Source organism: Lysinibacillus pakistanensis (genome assembly GCF_030123245.1).
In the GTDB taxonomy this organism is placed as follows: domain Bacteria; phylum Bacillota; class Bacilli; order Bacillales_A; family Planococcaceae; genus Lysinibacillus; species Lysinibacillus pakistanensis.
Map to the genome: position 1 here is coordinate 216,427 of NZ_CP126101.1, position 26,058 is coordinate 242,484.

Sequence of the window (26,058 nt, forward strand, 5' to 3'; positions counted from 1 at the left end):
AACCTCAATGAAAGTTGATTTTCATCAAAATTTTAATCGTTTTTATCATGCATTCAAAATATTGAATCCACAGGAAATACCAAAAGATTATATGGCTTTTCAGTCAAGTGTAAAAGATGGAGCTATTCATCGACTTAGCCCTCGTCAGGATTTGGAAGTGGTCGTTTCTGATTATTCATTTTATAAAGAGCATCGAATGGATATGCTTACAGCCAAACCTATGGTAGAAATTAGCTTCTGTCTTCAAGGAACAAGGGAAGTTCAAATTTCGGGTTGTACCTATGAAATAACTGCAGAGACATGTTCATTACAATTTATTGAACAAGTAGAGGCTAGTTTTTTATTCAATAAAAATGAAGCTTATCAAATGGTTGGTATTGGTATTCCAGTTTCAACCTTTAATCATTATATGGATAAGATAGATGGTATCGGTGAGAGTTCTTTAAATTTTCATAAAGTTCTTAAAGGGACCTCCTATCGCCTGTTTCAGGAAAAAATTGATGCTATTGATACCCTTATTTTAAAACAAATGTTGCATGGTATAGCTGCTAAAAAAATGACAAATTTAGAGCTTGAATATACTGTTTTACAACTGTTAATAAGAACATTTCAAACTTTTCTCAGCCACCCTATTAATCAAACGGAATTCTCAAATAGTGACAGGGAAAAGATACGTCAAGCACAGGCCATTATAATTGAAAATATGATGAATCCACCCTCCTTAATGGAATTGTCGCGTTTAATCGGGTTAAATGATTTTAAATTAAAAAAGGGCTTTAAAGAAATGTTCGGCACAACAGTGTTTGGCTATTTACGTGAGAAACGTTTAGAGAAGGCTAATTATTTACTACAAAATGGCTCAATGAATGTAACAGAGGTTGCCTATACAGTGGGCTATTCCAATCTAAGCTATTTTGCTGAAGCGTTTAAGAGGAAGTATGGAAAAAATCCTAAAGAGGTATTAAAGAAATTTTCTCAGCCTTTTACCGAGAGGAACAATCTATGAAAAACGTAGAAGATCAGCTAAAGATATGGGAGAAGAGTGATTTTCGGGTGAAAGATATTCGCTTGTTTCGATTGTTGAAGGATGAGATTTCCCAGCCTTATTAAATGCCTACTAATGCCTTTCTCTGTTTTTAAAAAGGCGGAGCTGAGATGATAAGCTCTATCAAATAAAATAATCGAGTGTCTTTCACTTTGGGAAAGGTACTTATACAGGCACTCAATACTATTGAATATTATTATTCTTTAAAAAGGAATTATCCATAATTCATAAAGATGCCTAACTAGTTTGCTTTTTTAAATTCTACTTCATTATAATGATAATCAATATCAATTTGACGTTTTAGGAGGATAGAAAAAGATGTATATAGCAAACAGCCTACTTTCCCATATTTTTTATCAGCCTATACAAATAATTCATTTAGAAGATATGCTAGATACCTATAAACACTCATCTCCATTACCATGTATCATCATCGTTTATGATGGTAGTGTTAGCTATACTCTTCAAAATCGGCAAATAGAGCTTCACGCTAGAACCATAATGTTTTGGGATCATATCAGTAATTTTCATATTCCCAATAATAGCAATGTGAATGGAATAGTCATCGAGTATCGCCCGTTTGGAGTAAGAGAATCCAACTTATTTCAAGAAATCACCATGATTCAAGATTGTTCGTATAAGATTATGAGTCTGGCATTGGAAATAGAGAAGGAAGAAAGGGCTATTAAAAAAACGCACCCATTCCGCCTACAGAAATTATTCGCTGACTTGTTAGAGACGCTTTACACAGAATTACAAGAATCTATACAGCAAAAAGAAGAATCATGGATTGAAATGGCACTAGCATATATTCATTTGCATTTTCAGGAAGAATTGACGCGTGAACAAATGGCGAAAAAGGCTCAGGTGAGTCCAGAACATTTTTCGCGTACATTTCTTAAGCATACCGGTTATCCATTTACTAAATACTTAACTTTACTAAGAGTCCGTGAATCCCAAAAAAAGCTATTGAGTGAAATGCCGAAATTGGATGACCTTGCGCGAGATGTTGGCTATCGAGAAGGTTCCTATTTAAGTAGGAAATTTAAACAGCTCGTTGGTGTATCGCCTTCAGTCTATAATCAAAAATCGAAACGTGTTGTTGCCCTGAACACAAATCATACAGCATGTTTATTAGCTCTTGGGATTATGCCTGAATTAGGTGTATTTTCACCATATATTGAGAGCTTAAAGCCAGTTCCTCCTGTACATAAGCTAAAAGGTTATGAGTATGATGTTGTCACAAATTATGAGGAAATTATAGCGGCATGTCCAGACGTCATTATTAACTATACTGGTGAAAGAGAGAGAAAAGCATTCCTTTCGTTGGCACCTGTATTCGAGCTTCCGTGTATGCAGTTTAGCTGGCGAGAACAATTTCGCCTTATCGCAAGCATTGTTGATAAACAGGATTTAGTTGAAGAATGGCTTTATCAATATAATGAAAAGATAGCGGACTGTAATCATATCCTTGATCGACGGATTGGTCAAAGAGGTACTGCAATTGTCTGGGAGATAGGGAGCCATGCAGCCTATTGTCTAGATAGTAGCTATGGTAGGGGGAGTCAAATATTATATGACGATTTAGGATTCAGTCGACCGCATTCGATTGTTGGACATAGTATTAGGGAATCTGGTTTTTTTTCAGCCGAAATAGAAGAGCTTGTTCATTTTCCAGCAGATCATATTTTTATCACGGCTACTCCTAAGCAAGATTTTGAGAAAAAACGTCTTATGCAGTTGCTACACTCAGAACAATGGCGGTCTATGGAGGCTGTTCGCAGGAAACAAGTGTATTTTATCAATCAGTATGAGTTATTTTATGGATATGATCCATTGTCAACAGCCGCTCAGCTGAAAGAATTGATGAGAGAATTGACATCATAAAAGTACATGGCGATAGATCACTTTCATGCATGGACATTTATAGTATACTCTTCTACAATAAATGAGAATTGTTATCATTTACGTTGTATGGAGGGATAATATTGCTTTTACAAAGAAGAAAAATCATTGCTTCACTTTTTCTTGGATTACTACTTCTATTAACGGCTTGTGGGAATACGACAACCTCAGCCACTAAAGAGAGTGAATCAGCAGATACAAAAAAGGTACAAACTATGAATGGAGAAATTGAAATTCCCATAAACCCGAAGCGTATCGTTGCTGAAGAATATATTGCTACTTTAATCGTGTTAAATATAAAGCCTGTTGGTGCACCTGGATTAACACTTGAAAATTATTATTTAAAGGATGCCTTAAAAGGGGTTACGAGCATTGGTACCTATGGGAAGCCATCCACAGAAAAAATTATAGGCTTAAAACCAGATTTAATCATTACAGGCAATGGAGATAATTATGAGGCGTTAAGTAAAATTGCTCCAACTGTTGTGATTCCTTATGGTGAATTAAAAGATGCACATGAAGAACTTACATACTTTGGTCAATTACTAGGCAAGGAGCAGGAAGCAAAGGAATGGCTAGCACAGTATGATCAAAAAATTGCTGATGCTAAAGCACAGGTGGATGCGATAATACCAGCGGATGCAAGCTTTTCAATTATTGAAGATGCGGGCAAAAAACTGTATGTTTATGGTGATAACTTTGGTCGTGGTGGACAGCCAGTTTATCAGGCACTCGGACGAAAGCCACCTGCAAAATTTGCCGATGAAATTATGGAAAAGCAGTGGGCAGAGATTTCAGAGGAGATGCTAACAGAATACGCAGGTGATTATATTATTTTGACAGCCGATACTCGAACGCTTGAGGATTTCAAGAAAGATCCAATTTGGAGTAGCTTACCAGCAGTAAAAAATGATCACCTTTATATCTGGCCAGAGGAACGTTCATGGTATTACGATCCAACTGCTGTCCTTGCTCAGGTTGAAGAATTAACCAAATGGCTTACAAGTAAAAAGTAAGAAAGTGCTACTTCCTTGTTTATAAAACAGGGAAGTATTTTGCATATCATGAATAGGTGGTATCTTCGTATTTTAAAAAAACAATGGTTTAACCCATCCTCTCATCACGAATGGGAATTAGGCTTTAACGGAGAGCCTTATTTTGTCATTTGATCAGTTGCCTGTACATAGGCTTCGTACAAGTCGTTATTTCATGCTCTCTCAGGCATTGTGGGTAATTGAAGAAACTAGCAAAAAGTAAAAAGTTAATGCATAAACAAATAAATGACTAAGATGAGATTCCTAGTCTTCAGATTTTAATGGAATGAGCAGGATAATAATGAATGGAAGCAATATTTACTTGATGACGAATAAAATTCATCAACATGTCCTTTAAACACAAAAATGAAAAGCAGATCCAAAAACGAGTCTGTTTTTTTCAATTTGGATGATCCAAAAGCCTGTTTCTTTAAATGCATGCTAGAAGCCTTAGTAGGCTAATTAAAAATGTTTAATGACCTTTGTGATTAACTGGGCGGCTACATTATGACCTACAATTTGATTAACCGTTCCTGTAAAATAAAGATCCTTTTTCGGTAAATAAAACGCAAATGCCCCAGATTGTCCCCAATGACCGATTAATCCATCTTTAAAGGAAAAAAGAGAGATTGGCTGTTTTGCTATGCCTATTCCATAATAAAATTGTCCAGGAACAAAGAGGAAATTAAAGCTATTTAATAATTCATTAAAATCACTTTTCGGAAAAAGTTTACCGTTAAAGAATGCTCTTACAAAAATCATTGATTCCTTAGCTGTAGAGATAATACCTCCCTCTGCGGGTATAGAAGACATGTATTGAGGAATATGGAGTTGTTTAGATTTGTAATTTAATGGAAGTGGTTTTGAATCATTGCTATCCTCATAAACATAGGTATGCTTAAGATTTAATTCATCAAAAATAAATTCCTTAAATACTTCCTGAATTGATTTTCTTGTAATCGTTTTAATAATTTCACCCAAAATCTGATAATTCGTATCAGAATAATGTGCCTTTCCTTTTTGTCCAGGCTTAAATTTTGGTTTCATTTGTTTCACAGAATGAATTGTTTTATCAAAAGGCCAAGATTGATCCTTGCCATTTACTAATTCTAAAAAAATCTCAGAAGTAAAATAGTCTGGAATTCCTGAAGTATTAGACATCAAATGTTTGATTGTAATATCATTTGAATAGTCAATCTCTTTTAACACATGAATTCGGCTTACTACATCTTTAGAAAGATATTTTGAGATTTTATCATCTAAATTTAACTTATTTTCTGCCCTTAGCTTCAAGATGCTTGCTGTAATATATAATTTCGTGACACTTGCAAGAAAATATGGGTGATCATCCTCCATATTGCCTGCACTAGACACTTGAGAAAATGAGTTATCCCCTTTTTCTACACATAACACGACACTCACAATATTCTTTTTTTTAACTGCCTGAGCGACTAGCTCATCCAAGGTCGATTGATTGATAGCATTGTTCATTGTAAAAGGCTCCTTTCTGAAAATTTCTTTTACACACTTTCTACATATACGCTTTACTCCATGAAATGTTTCATTGAATAATTACAATGACATTTATTCGCGGATGTCACGGATTTTAAAAGAAATGAATTGTGCGGGCATAATTCAAAATCCGGACGCCATTACGCCAAGGCGAAATTGATTGACAACAACAAAATAAAGATGATAAAAGAAAAAAGCTGCTTACTAGTTTTTTAATTACTAGAAAGGCAGCTTTTTTGAATGAAAACGATGAAATAATTATACAAGAGATGCTTTGTTATCACTTGCCTCTTTCTTTGCAGTATGGTCAATGACTAAGCCCCTATGTGAGGAATATACAAATATAATTAGTAGAAGACTAATTGTAATGCAAATCCAATAAGGTGTATTTGGATGTATACGATATAATTCTGTCCCAACAATTGGTGCAACTAATGAACCAACTCCAGTAGCAACGGCTGTTAAACCGCCAGCAGCACCCTGATTTTCCTTTCCAGCTGCCAAGGAGATGCCAGCTGTATAACCTGACATAAGAAAACCACCACCAATGCCAAACAGCATAAAGGCAATAACAAATCCACCTAAATGATTCCACTCGATTAATAGGACAAACCCAAGTAGAAGTATAGGCAAACCGATACGTACCAGCCTACGTGGTGAATATTGTCGTTTTTGAATAATAGTCATTTGCACAAGCGCCATCATTAAACCAACGGCAAACATACCAATACCTACCCAGATTGCTGTTTCCTTAGAAGCTAATGAAAATCGATCCTGTATAAAAAATCCAGAAGTTACTTGAAGCATAACAATCATTGACATAACACTCGTAGCAATAAGTAGATAGGAACGAAGACCACTAGTTGTTAATGTAATCTTATTGCGTTTATTGGCTACTACGGTCGGCTCTGCTTTAGGAATGTGTATAGCTATCAAAATAACAGCGATTAATGCAAGAATAGCTGTGATAATGACTGGGAAAATTAGATTAATTGTTGATAGAAGTGCTCCTAGGGCAGGACCAATAATAAAGCCAATGCCTGTAGCTGCACCTATCATCGCCATACCTGCTGATCTTTCTTGCACAGAAGTGATATCTGCCATCAATGCTTGTGAGGATGATGAAATTGCTGGGAAAAAGAAGCCAAACATAATCCTCGAGCTAAGTAATAGGATGAACACGACATTGATTGGTAATAAATCCTTCATCCCCATCCATCCTAAAAAGGCGAAAAAGGCTAAACTAAATGAGAAACCAACAAATCCAATCACCATGACCTTTTTCCGACCTATTCGATCACTTTGTACTCCCCAGAAAGGAGCCGCTAGTAATAATACTAAGGCAGCGATAGAAATAACAATTCCAGCGTGTCTTTCCTGAAGTCCTATCTCTCGAATTAAAGGTGCAAGAATTGGGATAATAACCCCGAATCCGATATAACAAATAATCATTGATAAAAAAATTACTTTTTTTGGTTGCAAGTCCATTCCTCCTTTATTGATGATAATTATCAATTAAGGTAGTGGAGGTTGCCACTCTGTAAAGGATTTTCTTTAACGGTAAATGGATTTTTTAACAACAGTTTTAACGAAAAAATCCGTCTACTAGTATAAATAATCCCGGAAATGGTAGAAAGAAAAAATTTTTTATATAAACTTAATAATGATATTGATTATCATTTTCGATAATTGAGGAGGAATAAATAGATGTGTAGATTGAAAAATTATAAATATATTTTTGCTTTTCTCTGTTTACTACTGATGGTGACAGGATGTGCTAAGAAAACAACAGAAGTAGATAGGAAAGGGGCTTCTAATTCTACAGTAGAACAGACTCAGTATCTAAAAGTAATTCACCATTTAGAAGGCAGCACAACTATCGATAAAAAGCCCGAAAGAATTGCGACACCCTACATATCCTTTGTAGATTATTTAGCTGTTTTAAATGTATTTCCAATTGCTGGTCAAGGGATTGGTACTATTCAGAGAAATTTCCCTTACTTAAATGAGTTAATAAAAGATCATACGATTATAGATCTCGGTCAGGAAGTAGATATTGAAAAGGTACTTGCTGTTAAACCAGATTTGATTATTGCGGCAGATGATATGAGCGACAAATACGAACAATTATCTAAAATAGCTCCAACAGTGATTTTGCCACAAGCCGGCGATTGGAGAGAAACATTAATGCAAATGGGTGAAATTGTTGGAGCTGAAGAAAAAGTAAGAAAAGTACTAGTAGATTTTGATGAAAAATCGGCTAGGTACAAACAAGAACTTAGTAAGCATAGTAATGAAACTGTATTGTTTACAATGTACCAGGGGAAAGAAAATTTTGTCACATGGGATATAGAAAGATTTGAACCCTTTTATAATGGACTAGGATTAAAGCCAGTTCCAGAGGCTGAAAAAGGGGGAACCATAAGTCTAGAAGGTCTAGGTAAATTAAATCCCGATCATATTTTCGTTGTGAATAATTGGCAAACACCAATTGCAGGTGGTGTTGAAAAAGATTTGGAACATAACGCCGTTTGGTCAAGTTTAAACGCAGTTAAAAATAAGCAAGTTTATTACTTAGATGATCCATCTTTACCTGGTCCATTAGCTCTTGCCAAAATAAAAGGAATTGAAGATATTTATAATGCATTAAAATAGTACAATGTAAAAATCCTCTCAATTATAGGAAATATTGAGAGGATTTTTAAGGATGACTATTTTTCATTTTTTAATATTTCACTAGGGTTATAACCAAATGTTTTACGAAATAATGTAGCGAAATGACTTAAATTTTGATAGCCAACCATTAGCGCTGTTTCACTGACATTAGCTTTTCCTTGCTCTAAAATATTTCGTGCTTCAAGCATCCGCAAACTTCTAACATAGCCGAAGACTGTTGTACCAAATAGTTCTTTAAACCCGTATTTTAATTTGTAGTCATTTAAGCCAATCTTTTTCGAAAGTGCTAAAATGCTAGGTGGATTTCTCCAGCAATTATTTAAAATCTCTTTTGCATGATAGAGAGCATGAATATCAATTTCATTAAGCTTCGTGGCGGCTTTCTTCTTTTTCTCTTCAAGCTCTATGCCATTTAAATGAAGGGTTAACAATTCAAGTGCTTTCCCCTCTATATAAAGCTGTTTCAGCATGCCTGTATAAGGACAATTCTTTATTTGCTCGATTAGTCGATGAATGTAAGAGGGATTGGATATTTGCTGACAAAAAAACGATTGCTCAAAAAGGTGTTTATTTTCTGCGATTAATTGTTTGAAGTGTCTTAAATCTATACGTAATTCCATCATGACTACTTTTTCCTTTGGCGTCAGCTCTGAATATATTTTGGTGTTTTGAACAAATAGAAAATTGGAGGTGTTGGCTGCTAAGCTAAATTCTTTTCCATTTGTTGCCCAAAATCCATCCCCAGATAGTGGATAGAACAATTCAAGATGAGGATAACGAACGTTACAGCTTAAAGATAGGGGCTCATTCGTTTGAGCTTGAAACCAATTCATTTCCATACCTACTCTTAAAAGCTGTCTTTCAATATTACCTGAGCCATTATGGATAGGTAAACTATAGGTTTTTTGATTGGATGGCATGATCAACTGTCTGCATTCAATTTCGCTATAGAGTGAGTCTAGATCATTTGTATCGATGTTTAAATTCAATTCTTAAACGCTCCTTAAGTAATAAGATATGTAAAAAATTTCTTATTATATCCACTATAAATGAGAATTGTTTTCAGTGCAAATAAGGATGGTATAACTTATAGAAACAAAAAGAAAAAGGGGAATGAGTACCCCTTTTATCATACCCAGCCAAATGCTCGAGCAATCGTTGCTGTTAGCCATGTTACCCCGATAGCGATAGCCGTTGGAATTAAAAATGACATAAATGTCCATTTTGGACTCTTAGTTTCTTTATAAATATTCACCAAAGTGGTTCCACATGGGAAGTGTAGGAGAGAGAAAAGCATCATATTTAAAGCTGTCAGCCACGTCCAGCCTTGGTCGATAAACACTTGCTTAAGCTTCGATAAATCCTCAATTTCAAGCATAGCCCCCTGAGATAAATAAGCCATGATGAGGATAGGAATAACAATTTCATTAGCAGGAAGCCCCAGAATAAAGGCAGCCATAATAAAGCCATCCATGCCTAAAGCCTGACCAAATGGATCTAAAAAATTCACAAAGTGCATTAAAATACTTGTATCGCCAATGTATATATTAGCGCAGATCCAAGTCAAAATAGATGCAGGTGCTGCAACGATTACCGCTCTTTTTAAAACATTCCATGCTTTATCGATACTTGCTCGCAAAATTGTATTCCAAAACTTTGGTCTTCGGAATGGTGGTAGCTCTAGCGTGTAATGAGTAGGAACACCCTTTAAAGCTGTTTTAGATAGTCCCCAGGATACCGTTAATGTTACGACTACACCAAGCAAAACAAATCCTATTAAAATGGTTGCTGTCATAAATGTACCAGCTGCTCCTGTAAACCCAGTTACCATAAAGAGCGAGGCTAATAAAATAAGGGTTGGCCATCTCCCGTTACAAGGAACAAAATTATTGGTTAAAATCGCTAACATTCGTTCACGAGGGGATTCTATAATTCTAGTAGATAGAATAGCTGCCGCATTACAGCCAAAGCCCATAGCCATTGTTAAAGATTGCTTTCCATGACCACCTGCTCGTTTAAATAAACGGTCCATGTTAAATGCAACGCGAGGTAAATAGCCGTAGTTTTCTAGTAATGCAAAGATTGGGAAGAAGATAGCCATTGGTGGCAGCATCACACTAATCACCCAGCCAGTCCCTCTAAATAGCCCAAGCACTAAAATACCATGGAGCCACCCAGGCGCATGTATTGCTTCAAAAAGGTATGTGAGCTTACTCTCCAGAAAGCCAAATAAGCTTGCTAGCATATCGGATGGAATATTTGCTCCAGCAATCGTAATATAAAAAATAGTGCCAAGCATGAGCAGCATAATTGGGAATCCCCAAATGCGAGATGTGAAAATTTCATCTAATTTATCAGATCTGTACAGAGCCGTATGCTGTTGGGACACTACCTTTTTACATAACGATTTACTTTTTGCATAAATATCGCTAACGATTTCATCTCGAATGTCCTCGTTCGAAACTTCTCTTACTTCAGCTAAAATTGCCTTTAAGGAGCTATGATTTAACACTGATCGGGACTCCATTTGTGCTCACCTCTCGCTGTCTATTATTGTTATGATTGTGTAGCTTTACAATTAAATCCTCATCTCCGTCAAGTAAGCGAAGGGCAACCCATCTTGAGGGATATTTATCATCAAAATAGCCATTAAGTTTAGATTCTATTTTGAATATTGCTTCCTCAATCTCTCTTGAATAGGTCATACGATAAGGAGTTGTAATGATCTGCCCATTGACGAGCTGATTCAATGTATCCAACAATTGATCAATTCCTTTTTTATTTCTTGCTGATATTTTGACAACAGGGACTCCTAGCTCGCGTGCCAATTTCTTTTCATCAATCTGAATACTCTTCTTCTCTGCTTCATCTATTAAATTGATACATATAATGACATTGTTGGTCATTTCTAATACCTGTAGTGCAAGGTTTAAATTTCTTTCTAAAGAAGTTGCATCAAGCACGACAATCGTTGCATCAGGCTGATCAAAAATAATATAATCTCTTGCCACTTCTTCATCTGTCGAATTGGAGAATAGAGAGTAGGTTCCTGGTAAATCCACAAGTACATATTGTTCACCCTTGTGTTCAAAGAAGCCTTCAGCATGAACAACCGTTTTTCCTGGCCAGTTTCCCGTATGCTGTTTCAATCCTGTTAATGTATTAAACAATGTACTTTTGCCTGTATTCGGATTACCTGCTAAAGCTATTTTATTTACTCTCATTTTGTTCCTCCCTTACAATTTCGCCCAAAATCTTAGAGCTTTCATCATTACGTAAAGCAATAGTCGTATTACTAACACGGTATGCGACTGGATCTCCTAAAGGACTTTTGCGAAGAACCGAGATTTCGGCTCCTTTCACAAAGCCTAAATCTAATAATCTTCTTCTTAAAGGACCCTCAATATTTATTTCTTTTATTAAAAAGCAATCGCCAAATGAGCATTTTGAAAGTGATGTTAAGTTTTTAGTCATGGGCAGTTTTTGTTCCCTTCTATAATAATATTTCCTAAATTATATATTGTTTCTTTAAGGAAACTTTATTTAAGCATATGCCCGTAATATGACTAATGTCAATGATTTTCTAATTTTTTTTGGAGGAAACAATGGTAAGAGACCTTATCCTGCAATTTAAAACCTTTGATTCTTATAGGTTGTATTAGTAAAGGGAAATACGGTACAGATTTCCCTATTTATAATGGTTTTTTTTTACATGAAGAACACGTCAAATTAAATGAATTCTTGCTTATGGTATAGCCCAGTTTTAAATTTTAATATTTTACTTAAGAGACGTAATGTCTTCATCTAAATTTAGAAGTAATAAATGATTCTTATAAGCAACAAAATTGTATTGATATTTTGAATTAAATGGTAGGTAAATTCATCTATTTTGAAAAAAAATATTTTTTTTAACCTATTTTTAACCTTGAAACCGTAATGTGTTAGGAAAAGCAATGTTTTTTGAAGGAGGTTTAAGAATGGATCAATTTGTCGGAGAAATTCGATTGTTTGCTGGGGATTATGCGCCAGATGGCTGGGCCCTTTGTAATGGTCAACTCCTATCTATTTCCGAAAATGAAATACTTTTTTCTTTGATTGGCACAACGTATGGGGGAGATGGTCAAACAACCTTTGCATTACCCAATTTTCAAGGCAGGGTTGTGGTACATCAAGGACAGAATCCAACGACTGGCACTACCTTTGTCAATGGTCAAATGGGAGGGGTGGAATCTGTCACATTAATCTCATCACAGCTTCCTGCACATACACACCAGGTAAAAGCTTCTTCTCTTGATGGCACAACACCTAGTCCAGAAAATGCTGTTTGGGCAAAAGATATACAATATTCGACACAGCCACCAAATGGCACAATGAATGCCGCCATCGTTTCAAGTGTTGGAGGAAACGCTCCTCATAACAATTTAATGCCATTTTTAACAATTAGTTACATTATTGCCCTTTACGGTATGTATCCAACGGAATAGGAGGTATGAAGGATGAGTGAACAATATCTAGGTGAAATTCGATTGTTTGGCTTTGGGACAGTTCCAAGTGGCTGGGCACGATGCGACGGCCAAGTATTGCAAATTAATACAAACCAAGCGCTTTATTCAATATTAGGAGCAACTTATGGTGGTAATGGCTCCTCGACATTTGCATTACCTGATTTAAGGGGAAGAGTCCCAGTTCATGTAAGTAGTAGTATCACACGTGGACAAAAAGCAGGAGAAGAGGCACATGTATTAACAACTAATGAGATGCCGACTCATACACATATTGTTAATGGTAGTTCAGAAAGTGCTACGTTGAAAGTGGCTACTGGAAATGTATGGGGTACATCCACTAATAATATTTATTCTGTCAATCAACCAAATACTAATATGAACACGCAAGCATTGTCAACATCAGGAAATTCGCAGCCACATCAAAATATGCAGCCATACAGTGTCGCTAATTACTGCATAGCTTTAGTCGGAATTTATCCATCAAGAAATTAGAAAAAAGGAGGTGGGCAAAGTGTCAGAAGCATATATTGGAGAAATTAGAATATTTGGTGGTAATTTTGCACCAAAAGACTGGGCTTTGTGCGATGGCCAGATAATAAACATTGCCACGAATAGTGCATTATATGCTATTTTGGGTAACAGATATGGAGGAGATGGAAAAACAACGTTTGCTTTACCAAATTTAAATGGGAGGGCAGCGCTTCATCAAGGAACTGGTGTAGGGTTAACACCAAGAAATGTTGGAGAATCTGGGGGTTCAGCTACTGTTACATTATTAACCACTCAAATGCCTAGTCATAATCATATTGCTACTTGTAACAATACTCAACCATCAAATAATGAGCCAACTGGAGCAATATGGACCGATCAACAAGGGAAAGGCTCTGTTCCTCTCTATACGCCACAAGTAAATAAACAAATGAATCTAATGACGATGGATGTAGCTGGGGGAAGTCAACCACATAATAATATGCAACCATATTTAGGGCTAAACTTTATTATTTGTTTATATGGGGATTGGCCTCCTAAAGGTTAACGATTCATTAAATGAAGGGTGTGGAACCAAGAAGGAGAATATAGAATGGGAAAAAAGATATTAACAATAACCCTGTGTTTGGTGTTAGTCGTTTTTAGTCAATTGGCAGGAATAGGGTTTGTGTCACCTTTAAAAGTAGAGGCAGCCGCTTGCGATTCTCCCGATTTCCCGAAGTGTATACAGGATTTAACACAAGCTTCGTGGAAAGATGATACAAATAATGGCTTTGTAGTGAGTGGTATTCCTGGTAATGATGGTATTAATATATTCAAGTATAGCAATGGATCACAATTTCCAGCTGGTTATTATTTTGATGCAGATGAATATTCACCACCAAAATCAATTAGAATTTCTGCTGGAGAAAGCTTTGCAGGTGGGATCTTCGATTTAAAATCAATAAAAATTAATACTATTAATAAACATCTTGAAAACGATGCATTATCCTTAACAATTCAAGGGTATGATGGAGCAGGAAACCCAAAAGGAAATCCTGTAACTTTTAAGACAGTTGCAAATCATGAACCTATTTATGAAATTCCTATTAATATAGAGGGTATCAACTCATTTGTCATTACTGCGAGTGTACAATTTATACCTACTGTACAGGCGGGACTATGGGATTTAACATTTACTCAATTTACGATTGATATCCCAAATAATAATCCGCCGACAATTTCAAATGGTACTATTACTACCTCAAATATTACTACATCAGGAGTACAATTGGACTGGGCTAAAGCATCTGATGATATAACAACTCAAGAGGATTTAGAATATCGAATCTATCAATCTAGTAGTAACAATATTGGTACGGTTAGTACAATTGAATCGAATGGTACACCGTTAGGCAGTTATGTCAAGGATAGTAATTCCTTTAATGTCACAGGTCTTGCTGCCAATACTACCTATTATTTTAATGTCATTGTCAAAGATACCGATGGCAATAAGAGTGCATATACGATGCAGCAGGTAACAACCCTTGCCTTAAATAAACCACCGACATCCAGTAATGGAACCATAGATGTAAACGAGGGTCAAGTGTATACATTTAATAGTACTTCCTTTGCTTTTTCAGATGAAGATGCTGGAGATACTTTGAAACAGATTCAAATCTCTACTATCCCAAATAGCGGACAGCTCTTTCTTGATAGCAATAATAATCAGCAATTTGATGGTGGGGAAGCTATTACAAATGGTATGACAATCAGTAAGGCTAATTTAGATGCAGGTAATCTAAAATATATTACAGAAAATGGCTCTTCTTCATCTTTTACATTTAAGGTAAGCGATGGTATTGATTTTAGTACTGTCTATACGATGAGTCTAGTCGTCAATGCACGTCCAGCAGTGACAATTTCAACAAATAAACCTAGTCCAACAAATAGCCTTCCAATTTTTATAGCTATTGTTTTCAGTGGGTCAGTGACAGGCTTTACGGTTGGGGATATAGAAGTTACAAATGGAAATGTGACAGCACTGTCAGGAATTGGTACCACATATACAGCCCTAGTATCACCTATTGCAGATGGAGCTGTGAAAATCAAAATTCCTGAAAAGGTAGTTGCAAATGGTGGAGGTGCATTAAATAAAGCATCAAATGAATTACAAATAATTTATGATGGTACACCACCTACCGAAATAGGTCTTAGTAATACTACTGTACAAGAAATGAAGCCTATTGGTACAACTGTTGGGACATTGACAGCAACAGATTCAGGAAGCTCGCAAACATTCAAGTATTCATTACAGTCTGGGGATACAAGCTTCTTTACGATTGATGGAAATGTATTAAAGACAAATATGTTGTTTGAATATGATACGAAAAATAGTTATAAGATTACGATAAGAGTAACAGATGAGGCTGGCAATACGTTTGATAAGGAGTTTACAATCCAGATTACTAAAAATAATGCACCAACAGGCTCTATTATGATTAATAATGGGGCAGCATATACAAATTCTACTAATGTTATCTTAACAATGACGGCAACTGATTTAGAAGGAGAAGCGATAGAAATGCGCTTTTCGAATGATGGTACTACTTGGTCCAATTGGGAGTCAAAAGTATCTACGAAAAGTTGGACATTGTTAATTGGCGATGGTAGTAAAACAGTTTATATGCAACTAAGGGATACTACTGGCAATATATCAAATACATTCTCAGATACAATCGTGCTAGATACAACACCTCCAGTCATAACAGGAGTTACAAATAACGGTCTTTACAACACTGACGTAACAATTAGCTTCAATGAAGGAACGGCTACCTTGAATGGAGCTGTCTTCACAAGTGGAGCCACTGTAAGTACATCCGGAAATTATACTTTGGTAGTAACAGATAGCGCAGGTAATACGACAACCATTACATTTGTGATTGATAAAGCTCTACCAAAAGCTGTAGAGGTGAAGATCAAATCGAATAATCTGGATCCTACAAAGGCTAAGGTAGGAGATACGATCACATTAACGATGAAAACAGATAAAAATATCCAAATACCGACAATTACCATTGCGGGGAAAACTGCAACTGTAACGGGAGCCGCCACAAACTGGCAGGCAACATATGTTATAGCAAATGGTGATTTAGAGGGAAAAGCACCTTTTACCATTAACTTTAAAGATTTACAAGGCAATTCAGCAGCAGAGGTAACTGACGTAACTGACGGAAGCTATGTCATAGTTGATGGTATAAAGCCAACTGTAAAGAAGGTGACAATGGCTTCAAATAATGCTAATCCAGCAGTTGCTAAGGTAGACGATGTTATCACAATTGACTTTGAGACAAGTGAGGATATTCAATCACCAAATGTAAAGATTCTAGGACAAACAGTAAATGTAAGCGATAAAGGTAATGGAGATGCTAAAACATGGCAAGCAAGCTATACGCTGAAGCCTGGAGACACAGAGGGACCAATTAGCTTTACAATTGATTATCAAGATTTAGCAGGGAATGACGGCTTACAGGTAACGAAGGTTACATCAGGAACAATTGTGATGTTTGATAAAAAGGCTCCTGAAATAACAACCTATTTCCCAGCGCATCAGGCAATTGATGTTCAGCCTACAGACAATCTCGTGTTAACATTTAATGAAAAAATCTTACCTGTAACTAGTAAAAACATTATCATTCGAAATGCTACGGATAACCAAATTGTCGAAACAATTGGTGCTACACAAGCAAATGTTTCTATTACTAATGAAACTGTGACAATAAATCCTACAGTGGATTTGGCCCTTAACACCGCTTACAGCATTCAAATTGATGCAGGAGCATTTGCTGATTTAGCGGGCAATGCTTATAAAGGTATTACTGATAATACTTCCTGGAATTTTACGACTAGCGTACTGCCAATATACACAGTTACGTATGACGGTAACGGAGCAGGTGGGGGCAAAGTGCCAACAGATTCGAAGCAGTATAAAAGTCAGGAGACAATCACAGTACTGGGCAATACAGGTAATTTAATGAAAGCAGGCTATACATTTGTAGGCTGGAATACGAAGGCTGATGGAAAAGGTGTTACCTATAAAGATGGGCAAACGATTCAAATGGGAAAAGAGAATTTGATATTATATGCTTTATGGTCTAAAAATCCTGTACCAGGAGATGGAGGATCGTCAACTCCGAATCCTACTTCAACACCTGACCCTGTTGCACCAAGCAATCAATTAAAGGTGAATGTAGTAGATTCGAGCATGCCAGACGAGGTGCTCCTACAAACAATGTTAACACGTGTATTTAGTAACGGTAGTTTCCAGGATACAGTAAACTTTACGGTTGCAAATGCAAACGAGTTTCTCCGAAAATTAGCGAATAAGGAAGAAAAAAGATCTCGACTTGTGTTACCCGATATGGAACAACCAGCAAGTGAAACAAAGGTGATACTAGCTAGAGAGGCTGCCAAACGATTAATAGAGGGCAAATCACATTTTGGTATAGGTATGGGAATAGTCAAAATTGATGTTCCTTTTGCTTCAATGAATGATTTCGATGAAGATATTTATTTCCGAATTGTACCGATTAAGGATGCACTACGGCAGAAAGCTATCGAGGAGCGGGCTAAACAAGCAGAAAAAGTCTTACAACAGAGTAATGGAGCTAATGTAAAGCTTGTTGGTCAACCAATATCTATTGACACAAATCTACAAAATCGTCAGGTGACATTGCTGCTACCATTACCAGCGAACATAACATCAGCTCAACGGGAAAATATAATGGTTTACGTAGAGCACAGTAATGGAACACATGAATTAATACGTGGGCGTTTTGTAGAATTTATGAAAGGGCAAACAGGTATTGCCTTTGATGTACAACACTTTTCTACTTTTTCTTTACTATATGTAGAACAAGGACAGGAAGAAGAGCAACCAGAAAAGGAACCTATAGAGGTAGACAGAACATTTGCCTCCTATATTCAAGGCTACACAGATGGCACTTTCCGTCCGAATGCAAATGTCACACGTGCGCAAATAGCAGCGATGCTGGCAAGAAACCTAAGTGACAATGATGTACCAGAGACATCTAATTTATTTTATGCGGATACAGCTACTTCTTGGGCAAAAAATGACATTGAGTATATTCGAACGCAAGGAATCATGCAAGGACGTCTTGATCATTCATTTGGTCCGAATGATATGATTACTAGAGCTCAAATGGCGGTTATTGCTGTGAGGTGGATTGATAAGCAATGTGTAGAAGAATCTACAGATACCCCATATTGTGAAGTGACGGCAAGTGGCGAAACATATAGTGATGTGGCTGCTACGCATTGGGCGGCAAAAGAAATCGATCGCATAAGCGCAATGGGAATAATGGTTGGCTCAGGCAATGGACAATTTAGACCTGAAGAGAAACTAACACGCGCTCAGGCAGTAAAGGTACTGAATCGTATCTTTAATCGTCCAATACCGACTGAGGAAACAGAACAAATCTTCAAGGATATACCAAAAGAGCATTGGGCTTTCTTTGAGATTCAAGCCGCAGCAAAATAAGATCAATAAAACAAGCATACTAGGTGGAAAATGCCTAGTGTGCTTTTATTTTGTCGAAAACATAAGAAAGTTTTAATTTTGAAGGGGGATTGCTGAATTGATGAGAATATATGCACGATTGTCTAGTATTCATGCTAGATAGAAAACTATTTATGCTAATAAAATCTATGGTTATTTGCCTTTTACAAGACATCTGTGGTAGTAACAATAAAAACGCCTGAGCCATCTTCATTAAACATTTATTCCATTGAAAAACTTTATTGGCATAATAGTTTTTTAATAACAAGAAACACGCTAGGAGAATACTGCCTAGCGTGCTTTAAATTTGAGCATAACATCAATTAATTTCTTACAATTTGGAATGTACCAGATGTAGTTGTTTGAATATAAATTCGATTACCATCAATTGTATAGTCTGCTGGCATTCTCTCCCCGAATTCATCGATACGGACAATGTAGGAGTTGGAAGGTATATTTTCAATAATAATTTCCATATCAGCCTCATATTTAACAGGTTTTTTATTTAATGTTGCCTGGAAATTGATACGATTCAAATTTCGTGTAACTTGAATATCCATCACGCCACTATCCTCATTTAGAAGCGTTTCAAGTGGTGGAATGATGACCGTCATATTGGCTTTGGTTGTTAGTACGTATCGTTCTGTATCGATTTCAGAGTCTGCCACATTTATTTTAGCTTTATAGGTGTTTTTGCTTTTAGTCATCTCTGTAGTTTTACCCGGTTCAGCGGCTGTATCTGATAAAGTTGGCGTTTTTGTCCCGTTCCCATTCTTCGATAATGAATACTTGCCGTTTACATAGTCTACTAATGTCCAAACATTTGGAACAAGCTGCTGTTGTACAGGTGTCAAGGCTTCAAATGCTGTTTTTACTGCTTGAACATCCTGAGCAGTGGAAGTTTTAGGTGATAAAGCTTTAATGGCATTTTCTACTTCCTTTGCTACAGTTTTATCTTTGACAACAAGTTGCTCAGCATCTAGTAAAAGCTGTTCAATCCCAGAAGGTAATGAGATGTTCGAATATTTTCGTAAAGCATTCAGCTCAGCTCGGGCATCAGCGACATCCTTATGAAAGTTCGTGCGAGACGAGTTTAACAATTTAATTTTATTGACCACTTTATCTGTAGAGGTATTCGGCAAGATAGAGGATGTCAATATTTTTTGAGTTTGTGCGCTTACATAGGTTTTTTGTGCAGCATTCAAAGTATTATACCAATCTCTTGTTTCTAAGACATTTTGATAATAGTTTACAGAAGTCGATTCAACAGAAGCTAATTTCTCCTCAATTTGAGCAGCAAGCCTGCGATACGCAATTCTTGTTTGTTGATGAGCTGAGAGCGTAGAATAATTAGTAACATATTGCTTTTCGTTTTCATTTAAGGCGTTATAGGCTTTAAGAGCAGATTCTAACGATGTTTGGAAGGAAGCAGTTGTGTTATTAATATTTGAAATAAGCTGAATAACATTTGCGACATTCGAGTTATAATTTGCAACATTGTATATGTAGGCTACATTTGGCTTGTTAGAGAAATCGGTTGCAGCAGCTGTTGTAGCAGGTGTCGTATAAATAAGTGAAGGGACTGCAACTAGGGCTAGTAATGCTAGTCTTTTTTTGTTTGTCATAATATAAGAAAACCTCCTATTGGATAAGTTTGTTGGCTGATTAGTCCTAAGTGAAAAACTGGGCCTTGGATAGTTAGAATATAATTCGATGATTAAATTAGTCTATATATATAAATTTTCCATCCTAAGTTATGATGTTAAACCAATTTTATCATAGTTTAGGATTTTTTTATGTATATTTTGAGTGAATAGGTCAATAGGCTATACGTTTTTAATTGACTTCGTGTCTTATGTACTTAAAACGAAGAAGAACTAATAGAAATATTTTAAATAGGGACGGATAGAATTTGCAAAATGGCGGATAGAATGATTCAACTGAAGGATAGATTTTTAAAACTGAATGATAGTCCAACGTCTTTGTTGAATTCGTCGGAATTTGTTTAGAAACTGTATAGAATGAAATGTTAATATATAGGTGTATAAGATGAAAAATGTAACAATTATACATTAATTACACAAAAATGGAGGATTAAAATGGAAGTATTTATTGGTAGACAGCCAATTTTTAATCTTCAAGAACGGGTTGTTGCATATGAATTATTATATCGTAGTAAAAATGGAAATTCTTTTCCGATGGTTGATTCAGATGCGGCAACAATTGACGTACTAGTAAATTCATTTCTTTCAATTGGTATTGAAGAGGTAACAAAAGGTAAGCCTTGTTTTGTGAACTTTACTGAAAACTTGCTTATGGGCTCGATAAATGAATATTTAAATCCATCAGAGGTTGTTATTGAGATATTAGAGGATGTTCCGCTTACACCACAATTAGTAGAGAGAGTAATTGAGCTGAAATCGTATGGATTTAAAATAGCATTAGATGATTTTATATTGGATGAGCATGTTCAAGTTTATGATGAACTTTTCGCCCATATTGATTATATAAAAGTTGATTTTTTATCGTCACCACTACTCAAGAGAATGGAAATTGAAAATAAAGTGAAGGAAAATTTCCCCCACATTCAACTGCTTGCAGAAAAAGTGGAGACACGTAATCAATTTGAAGTTGCAAAACACTCAGGCTATAAATTATTCCAAGGCTATTTTTTTGAACAACCCCAAATAATTAAAGCTACAGATATACCAGCGAATACCCTTCAATATTTCTACATTATTACTCTATTAAAGGAAGAGGAACCTAATATACAGTTACTTGCCGATAATATTGAACGTGATCTTTCATTAACGTATAAATTATTGCAAATGATTGATAATGCTTCTAGACGTTCTAAATCCAAAGTACGCTCTATAAAACAAGCGATAGTACTGCTTGGGATATCTAATTTACGTAAGTGGATTTACTTATTAGCCATGCGGGAAATTGATATAAATACTGATTCAGATCTTTTTAAAGAGGTAATGCGGACATCATTATTCCGTGCAAAGGTTTGTGAAAAATTGGCTAAACACTCGAATAAGCATAACTTCTCTGAATACTTCTTGGTGGGCATGTTTTCATTAATAGATACTTTACTACAAAGACCAATCAACGTAATTTTACAACAGCTACCATTTTCAGAAGACATAACGGACACAATTTTTGGTCATCAAACTGAGATGACACCATATCTTGAATTCAGTATTGCCTTGGGGAAATTAGATTGGCCAAGCTTAGAGGAATTAGCTCCACAAGTAAATATTGATCTGACAACCATTGATCTTTTATACCATGAAGCAATGGAATGGGCGGAAAAGTCATTTTAATAGTCGTCTTCGATGATGAACCTCATGTGTTTGTGCGCGGCCCATTAATGGCGTAACAATACTCAAACAAAGGGGAGAGTTTGTTATACTAATTCTAACGAATGGAGGTGTTTATTTGCAACAAAACTGGCAGAAAGTAGTTGTGGAAAAGCTAGCATCCGCTGTTAATCCGGCTTTTGTTATTGTTTTTGGTTCGTATGCGCAAGGTTCGGCACGGGAAGATAGTGATTTAGATATTGCGTATTTTGCAGAAAGACAGCTTTCGGCTTATGAACGTTTTCTATTAGCAGGAGAGATTGCGCAGTCTTGTAATGTAGATGTTGATTTAGTTGATATTCTAACAGTTGATACAGTGTTTGCAGCACAAATTTTTTCAAGTGGTATGGTCATTGATTGCAAAGACGAAAACACCTTTGTTAAAGAACGTATGAAGGCATTATCAATGTATGTGACGTTAAATGAACAACGTGCGGAAATTCTAAAGGCAATTGAAGAAAGAGGTAGTGTCTATGGTGAATAATGATGTTGTTTTAAATAAGGTTGCAACAATCGAACGATGTATGAATCGAGTCCGGGAAGTGTATAACGATAATCCTGAAAATTTAATGGATTTTATCAAGCAGGATAGTATTATTTTAAATATTCAACGAGCATGTGAGGCTAGTATTGATTTGGCCATGCATATAGTTAGTGATTTAAAGCTTGGTTTGCCTAAAACAAGTCGAGAAGCATTCAAGTTGCTCGAGGACAATAACTTATATAACGTAAAACGGATAGAATGGTCGAACTGGTGGATAGCACCTTAAAAGTGACGGATAGAACCACTAAACTGAAGGATAGCCCTTCAAAACCGAAGGATAGAGCAGACTTCGCTCTATCCTTATTTTTTAGGAATTGGGAATGAGATGGTGGTGCCTTGTCCAACTACACTTTTTATAGCTAGTTCTGCATTGAATAATTGTTTTAGGCGTTGCTGTGTATTGACTAGACCAACGCTTGTTTTCTTTTGCGGTGTGGTATTATCAAAGCCAACGCCATCATCAGAAATGGCTATAGAAAAATAGTGCTCTGCCTCAGTAATGCGAATGGTCAAGTTTCCACCTTCGCGTTTTGGTAAAATGCCATGCTGGATGGCGTTTTCCACAAGCGTTTGAATGGATAGTGGAGGAACGGACAGCTCCATATTCACTGGGATATCCCAGTGAACTTGAATTCTATCACCAAAGCGAATTTGCTCAATGGCTAGATAGGAGCGCACAAGCTTTAATTCATAGTCGATCGGTACGGCCAAATCGACATTTTGGAAATCGAAGCTCATTTGTAAATAGTCACTAAATGCTAATAATAGCTTCTCCATTTGCTCATTATCCACGCCATGCAAGGATATAATCGAGCTCAGTGTATTAAAGAAAAAGTGGGGCTGAATTTGTGCCTGTAGCCAAGCTGCTTCGATTCTTAGGCGTTCCTCACTTGACTGCTTTACGCGAACAAGTGCATGGACCCTTGACTTAAGCTCCACATATTCCATTGGTTTTTTAACATAGTCATTTGCGCCACTTAAAAAGGCAAGCTGTATATCCACTCTTTGCTGACGTGCTGTTAGGAACAAGATTGGTAATTCAGAAATGGAGAATTGTTCACGAATTTTCTTCGCCAATTCATAGCCGGACATATGTGGCATCATAATATCGGAAATGACCAAATCAAAGCTATTATTTTGTAGCATTACCAGCGCTTCGGACCCGCTTAATGCAGTTTCAATATCATAAGCCTCCGTAGAAAGCGCATTGGCAAGAACTTGCAGGTTTACTGCATCATCATCAACAATTAAAATTCTCGAATGACTAGTCACTAGCGTTTCTTTTTCAGTAACGGCAGCTATTTCGTCTTCAAATTTTGAGAGACTATTTAGTAATGAGACATATTTAGAAAGTGAAGCATCGTTGTCAATGTTTATTTTCGTATCATTGTCCGCTTGTTCATTCGTTATTGGTAATGAAAAAGTAAAGGTAGAGCCTTTGCCAACAGTGGACGCCAATGATATTTTTCCTCCATGAAGGGCAACTAGCTCATGGCAAATACTTAAGCCTAGTCCAAGTCCACCACCAATAGATGTCATACTTGAATCTGCTTGCTCATATGGTTCAAATATTCTTTCCTGTATGTCTTTCTCAATACCGATTCCCGTATCTGTAACGGAAATATACACTTTTTTACCGATCAATTCAGCATCTATAGTAATAGTTCCTTTTTCTGTAAATTTAATAGCATTGTGAATTAAATTAGTGAAAATCTGAATAAGACGAGTTTCGTCCGCTAAGACAGGCGGTAAATCTTTTGGTATTTTAATAATAAGCTCTATAGGCCTTCCTTTTAGCATGAAAAGGAATATATTACTTACGCCACTTGCTAGATTATGCACATTGATGGCCTTTGGATGAAGACGGAGTGTTTTCTCTTTTAATTGCACTAAGTCGAGTAAATCATCCAACATGTAGGTCATATGATTGCCGATTGTTAGCAGTAGCTTTATATCATCATTATTTTTTTCGGGAAGATCAAAATTTTGCTTCGCCAATAGTGTTTGGGCAATACTCATCATGCCATGAAGCGGATTGCGAAGCTCATGTGAAGTATTTGCCAGAAAATCATCCTTTGTATCGATTTCTTTTTGGAGCTTAACAGAAAGCTTTTCGGTTTGCAATGTTGATTGGAAGTAACGTGTAAACCAATATGCTGATAATGCTGTGATAGCAATCAAGAGATCGAAGGGATAATGGCTGTAAGGTAATGTAGAATTCTGCCTTAATGAAAAAAATAGTGAATTACCAGCAACAGCGGTACCTGTTAGTAATAAAAATACAATTCCTTTTTGCCCTTTTATTACTATATAAAGTATGAAAACAGTTATAATAATGGGAGAAACAATAAAGATTGTTGTGAAAATAATTTTTGTTTTAAAGATATACTCGATTGGAGATAGTATGATAAATACTAAATAAGCTATACATAGCATTATAACAACATTTAATATTTTTGGCGGTTTTGAATATTCCTTCACTAATTCTCGTAGAAATAACACGAAAAATAACATATTAATAATATAAGAAAAATAAAATAGTTTATTTGCCCAAACCCAATTAATGGGTAAATACATATAAATAATTTTATTGCTTGAAACGAGTACAGTTATACAAGTGAAAATAATCATCATGGCAAAATATATAAGTGATTTACTTCGAACACCAATTCCAACAAGTAAAACAACAAAGAGAAGATAAAATAAAAAAACTAGACATACAGCTATTTGAGTAGCGATAGAAAAGAACTTTGATTTTTCCATCGAGTGCAAATCACCAAAAATAACTTCTTTTGTAAATCCACCCTGTGAATAACGATTCGTTTGAACGCCCTGTATAATAATCTCACTTTCATTCGAGTCTAGGGTAAAATAATAGGTAATCGGTCTACTAATCGGGGCAGTTCGTTCATTGTCTGATTTCAGATTTCCCAGTCCACCAATTAGTTGCCCATTTACATACAGTTCGTAAGGTGCTAATCCTTCAGGTATTGTCATACCATACATTTGAGGTGCAGTGTGTTGTTTTAGAATTGTTAAGCGATAAGAACCATATTGTCCATTGCTAAGCTCTTTAAAGTATTTATTCCAGGACTCAGGTTGGTTGGAATATACTTTTTTTCATCTTGTACAGATGACTTTTCTGATGCGAGTAAAGTATCTGGATATAACGCCCATTCTCCTTGTAGTTTAGTTTTAAAATCATAGCTTGTATCTACAGCTCTTAAATCAACTGTTCCTTGTTTTGCAGAGATTCCTTCTGGAACATTTGTTAAATCCAACCAAGCAAAACGGAGTAATGTAAGCAAGCAAAAAAATATACCAGCAATTAGAAAAATCGTGATATTTTTTGAGAGTATTTTCTTCTTCATCATAAAGAATTAATTTCGACAATATGTTTAAAACTCCTTCAAAAGTAACGGCTTT

Annotated in this window: 19 protein-coding genes and 1 pseudogene; 11 read left to right on the plus strand and 9 right to left on the minus strand. The window is 36.0% G+C overall.

Translation table 11 applies throughout. From position 1 onward, the window contains the following. Positions 1-7 precede the first annotated feature (7 nt). From QNH24_RS01055 to QNH24_RS01065, 3 genes are all read left to right on the plus strand, one after another. Positions 8-1,006 carry an AraC family transcriptional regulator gene (locus QNH24_RS01055; RefSeq protein WP_283870357.1) on the plus strand — a complete coding sequence of 333 codons (999 nt, stop codon included), beginning with the start codon at positions 8-10 and terminating at the stop codon, positions 1,004-1,006. Positions 1,007-1,363: 357 nt separating this feature from the next. Beyond that, positions 1,364-2,932, plus strand: coding sequence for an ABC transporter substrate-binding protein (locus QNH24_RS01060; RefSeq protein ID WP_283870358.1), 1,569 nt, complete (start codon positions 1,364-1,366; stop codon positions 2,930-2,932). Positions 2,933-3,033: 101 nt separating this feature from the next. After that, the gene (locus QNH24_RS01065) at positions 3,034-3,966 is read left to right on the plus strand and encodes an ABC transporter substrate-binding protein (protein WP_283870359.1); all 933 of its coding nucleotides are present in this window, start codon (positions 3,034-3,036) and stop codon (positions 3,964-3,966) included. Positions 3,967-4,446: 480 nt separating this feature from the next. Here the strand turns inward: QNH24_RS01065 and QNH24_RS01070 are convergent, their stop codons facing one another. Both QNH24_RS01070 and QNH24_RS01075 read right to left on the minus strand, forming a co-directional pair. Then, positions 4,447-5,475 carry a serine hydrolase domain-containing protein gene (locus tag QNH24_RS01070; protein ID WP_283870360.1) on the minus strand — a complete coding sequence of 343 codons (1,029 nt, stop codon included), beginning with the start codon at positions 5,473-5,475 and terminating at the stop codon, positions 4,447-4,449. Positions 5,476-5,754: 279 nt separating this feature from the next. Continuing rightward, positions 5,755-6,978 (minus strand): MFS transporter, encoded by a 1,224-nt coding sequence (locus QNH24_RS01075; protein WP_283870361.1) that lies wholly within the window; start codon positions 6,976-6,978, stop codon positions 5,755-5,757. Positions 6,979-7,212: 234 nt separating this feature from the next. Between QNH24_RS01075 and QNH24_RS01080 the strand changes: the two genes are divergently transcribed. After that, the gene (locus QNH24_RS01080; protein WP_283870362.1) at positions 7,213-8,151 is read left to right on the plus strand and encodes an ABC transporter substrate-binding protein; all 939 of its coding nucleotides are present in this window, start codon (positions 7,213-7,215) and stop codon (positions 8,149-8,151) included. A gap of 56 nt (positions 8,152-8,207) precedes the next feature. On the opposite strand, the gene QNH24_RS01085 is transcribed toward QNH24_RS01080, so the two are convergent. The 4 genes from QNH24_RS01085 to QNH24_RS01100 form a co-directional block, all read right to left on the minus strand. Next, entirely contained in the window at positions 8,208-9,161 is a 954-nt protein-coding gene (locus tag QNH24_RS01085) for a helix-turn-helix transcriptional regulator (protein WP_283870363.1), read from the minus strand. 140 nt (positions 9,162-9,301) lie between these two features. Further along, positions 9,302-10,699: a nucleoside recognition domain-containing protein gene (locus tag QNH24_RS01090; protein WP_283870364.1), complete on the minus strand. Its 1,398-nt coding sequence runs from the start codon at positions 10,697-10,699 to the stop codon at positions 9,302-9,304. Continuing rightward, positions 10,671-11,396 (minus strand): FeoB small GTPase domain-containing protein, encoded by a 726-nt coding sequence (locus QNH24_RS01095; protein ID WP_283870365.1) that lies wholly within the window; start codon positions 11,394-11,396, stop codon positions 10,671-10,673. Before QNH24_RS01095 ends, QNH24_RS01090 begins: the two co-directional genes overlap by 29 nt. Beyond that, positions 11,383-11,646: a FeoA family protein gene (locus tag QNH24_RS01100; protein ID WP_054771884.1), complete on the minus strand. Its 264-nt coding sequence runs from the start codon at positions 11,644-11,646 to the stop codon at positions 11,383-11,385. The genes QNH24_RS01095 and QNH24_RS01100 overlap by 14 nt, the downstream gene beginning before the upstream one ends. A 503-nt stretch (positions 11,647-12,149) precedes the next feature. Between QNH24_RS01100 and QNH24_RS01105 the strand changes: the two genes are divergently transcribed. From QNH24_RS01105 to QNH24_RS01120, 4 genes are read left to right on the plus strand one after another with little or no spacing between them, the layout of a single operon-like run. Further along, positions 12,150-12,656: a phage tail protein gene (locus tag QNH24_RS01105; RefSeq protein WP_283870366.1), complete on the plus strand. Its 507-nt coding sequence runs from the start codon at positions 12,150-12,152 to the stop codon at positions 12,654-12,656. A gap of 12 nt (positions 12,657-12,668) precedes the next feature. Continuing rightward, positions 12,669-13,169, plus strand: a complete 501-nt coding sequence (locus tag QNH24_RS01110; protein ID WP_054771886.1) for a phage tail protein — start codon at positions 12,669-12,671, stop codon at positions 13,167-13,169. Between the two features lie 19 nt (positions 13,170-13,188). Then, entirely contained in the window at positions 13,189-13,713 is a 525-nt protein-coding gene (locus QNH24_RS01115; protein WP_054771887.1) for a phage tail protein, read from the plus strand. Positions 13,714-13,758: 45 nt separating this feature from the next. Then, on the plus strand, positions 13,759-18,705 hold the full coding sequence (locus QNH24_RS01120; RefSeq protein ID WP_283870367.1) for an S-layer homology domain-containing protein: 4,947 nt from the start codon (positions 13,759-13,761) through the stop codon (positions 18,703-18,705). A 341-nt stretch (positions 18,706-19,046) separates the two neighbouring features. On the opposite strand, the gene QNH24_RS01125 is transcribed toward QNH24_RS01120, so the two are convergent. Further along, positions 19,047-20,348 carry a hypothetical protein gene (locus tag QNH24_RS01125; RefSeq protein ID WP_283870368.1) on the minus strand — a complete coding sequence of 434 codons (1,302 nt, stop codon included), beginning with the start codon at positions 20,346-20,348 and terminating at the stop codon, positions 19,047-19,049. A 474-nt stretch (positions 20,349-20,822) separates the two neighbouring features. Between QNH24_RS01125 and QNH24_RS01130 the strand changes: the two genes are divergently transcribed. The 3 genes and pseudogenes from QNH24_RS01130 to hepT all read left to right on the plus strand — a co-directional run. Beyond that, positions 20,823-22,052, plus strand: a complete 1,230-nt coding sequence (locus QNH24_RS01130; protein WP_283870369.1) for an EAL and HDOD domain-containing protein — start codon at positions 20,823-20,825, stop codon at positions 22,050-22,052. 115 nt (positions 22,053-22,167) lie between these two features. Beyond that, positions 22,168-22,572, plus strand: a complete 405-nt coding sequence (gene mntA, locus QNH24_RS01135) for a type VII toxin-antitoxin system MntA family adenylyltransferase antitoxin (protein ID WP_283870370.1) — start codon at positions 22,168-22,170, stop codon at positions 22,570-22,572. Continuing rightward, positions 22,565-22,810 (plus strand): annotated as a pseudogene (hepT, locus tag QNH24_RS01140) (type VII toxin-antitoxin system HepT family RNase toxin); the annotation flags it as partial. The gene mntA and the pseudogene hepT, both read left to right, overlap by 8 nt. 122 nt (positions 22,811-22,932) lie before the next feature. Here hepT and QNH24_RS01145 read toward each other — a convergent pair. Both QNH24_RS01145 and QNH24_RS01150 read right to left on the minus strand, forming a co-directional pair. After that, positions 22,933-25,629, minus strand: a complete 2,697-nt coding sequence (locus tag QNH24_RS01145; protein WP_283870371.1) for a hybrid sensor histidine kinase/response regulator — start codon at positions 25,627-25,629, stop codon at positions 22,933-22,935. Positions 25,630-25,667: 38 nt separating this feature from the next. Then, positions 25,668-26,006: a hypothetical protein gene (locus tag QNH24_RS01150; protein ID WP_283870372.1), complete on the minus strand. Its 339-nt coding sequence runs from the start codon at positions 26,004-26,006 to the stop codon at positions 25,668-25,670. Between the last annotated feature and the right edge of the window lie 52 nt (positions 26,007-26,058).

Excerpts from the sequence above, each read along its gene's own strand:
- QNH24_RS01055 (WP_283870357.1), top strand. The coding sequence starts at position 8 with ATGAAAGTTGATTTTCATCAAAATTTTAATCGTTTTTATCATGCATTC.
- QNH24_RS01060 (WP_283870358.1), top strand. The coding sequence starts at position 1,364 with ATGTATATAGCAAACAGCCTACTTTCCCATATTTTTTATCAGCCTATA.
- QNH24_RS01070 (WP_283870360.1), bottom strand. The coding sequence starts at position 5,475 with ATGAACAATGCTATCAATCAATCGACCTTGGATGAGCTAGTCGCTCAG.
- QNH24_RS01090 (WP_283870364.1), bottom strand. The coding sequence starts at position 10,699 with ATGGAGTCCCGATCAGTGTTAAATCATAGCTCCTTAAAGGCAATTTTA.
- QNH24_RS01095 (WP_283870365.1), bottom strand. The coding sequence starts at position 11,396 with ATGAGAGTAAATAAAATAGCTTTAGCAGGTAATCCGAATACAGGCAAA.
- QNH24_RS01100 (WP_054771884.1), bottom strand. The coding sequence starts at position 11,646 with ATGACTAAAAACTTAACATCACTTTCAAAATGCTCATTTGGCGATTGC.
- QNH24_RS01105 (WP_283870366.1), top strand. The coding sequence starts at position 12,150 with ATGGATCAATTTGTCGGAGAAATTCGATTGTTTGCTGGGGATTATGCG.
- QNH24_RS01110 (WP_054771886.1), top strand. The coding sequence starts at position 12,669 with ATGAGTGAACAATATCTAGGTGAAATTCGATTGTTTGGCTTTGGGACA.
- QNH24_RS01120 (WP_283870367.1), top strand. The coding sequence starts at position 13,759 with ATGGGAAAAAAGATATTAACAATAACCCTGTGTTTGGTGTTAGTCGTT.
- QNH24_RS01125 (WP_283870368.1), bottom strand. The coding sequence starts at position 20,348 with ATGACAAACAAAAAAAGACTAGCATTACTAGCCCTAGTTGCAGTCCCT.
- QNH24_RS01130 (WP_283870369.1), top strand. The coding sequence starts at position 20,823 with ATGGAAGTATTTATTGGTAGACAGCCAATTTTTAATCTTCAAGAACGG.
- QNH24_RS01145 (WP_283870371.1), bottom strand. The coding sequence starts at position 25,629 with ATGACAATACCTGAAGGATTAGCACCTTACGAACTGTATGTAAATGGG.
- QNH24_RS01150 (WP_283870372.1), bottom strand. The coding sequence starts at position 26,006 with ATGATGAAGAAGAAAATACTCTCAAAAAATATCACGATTTTTCTAATT.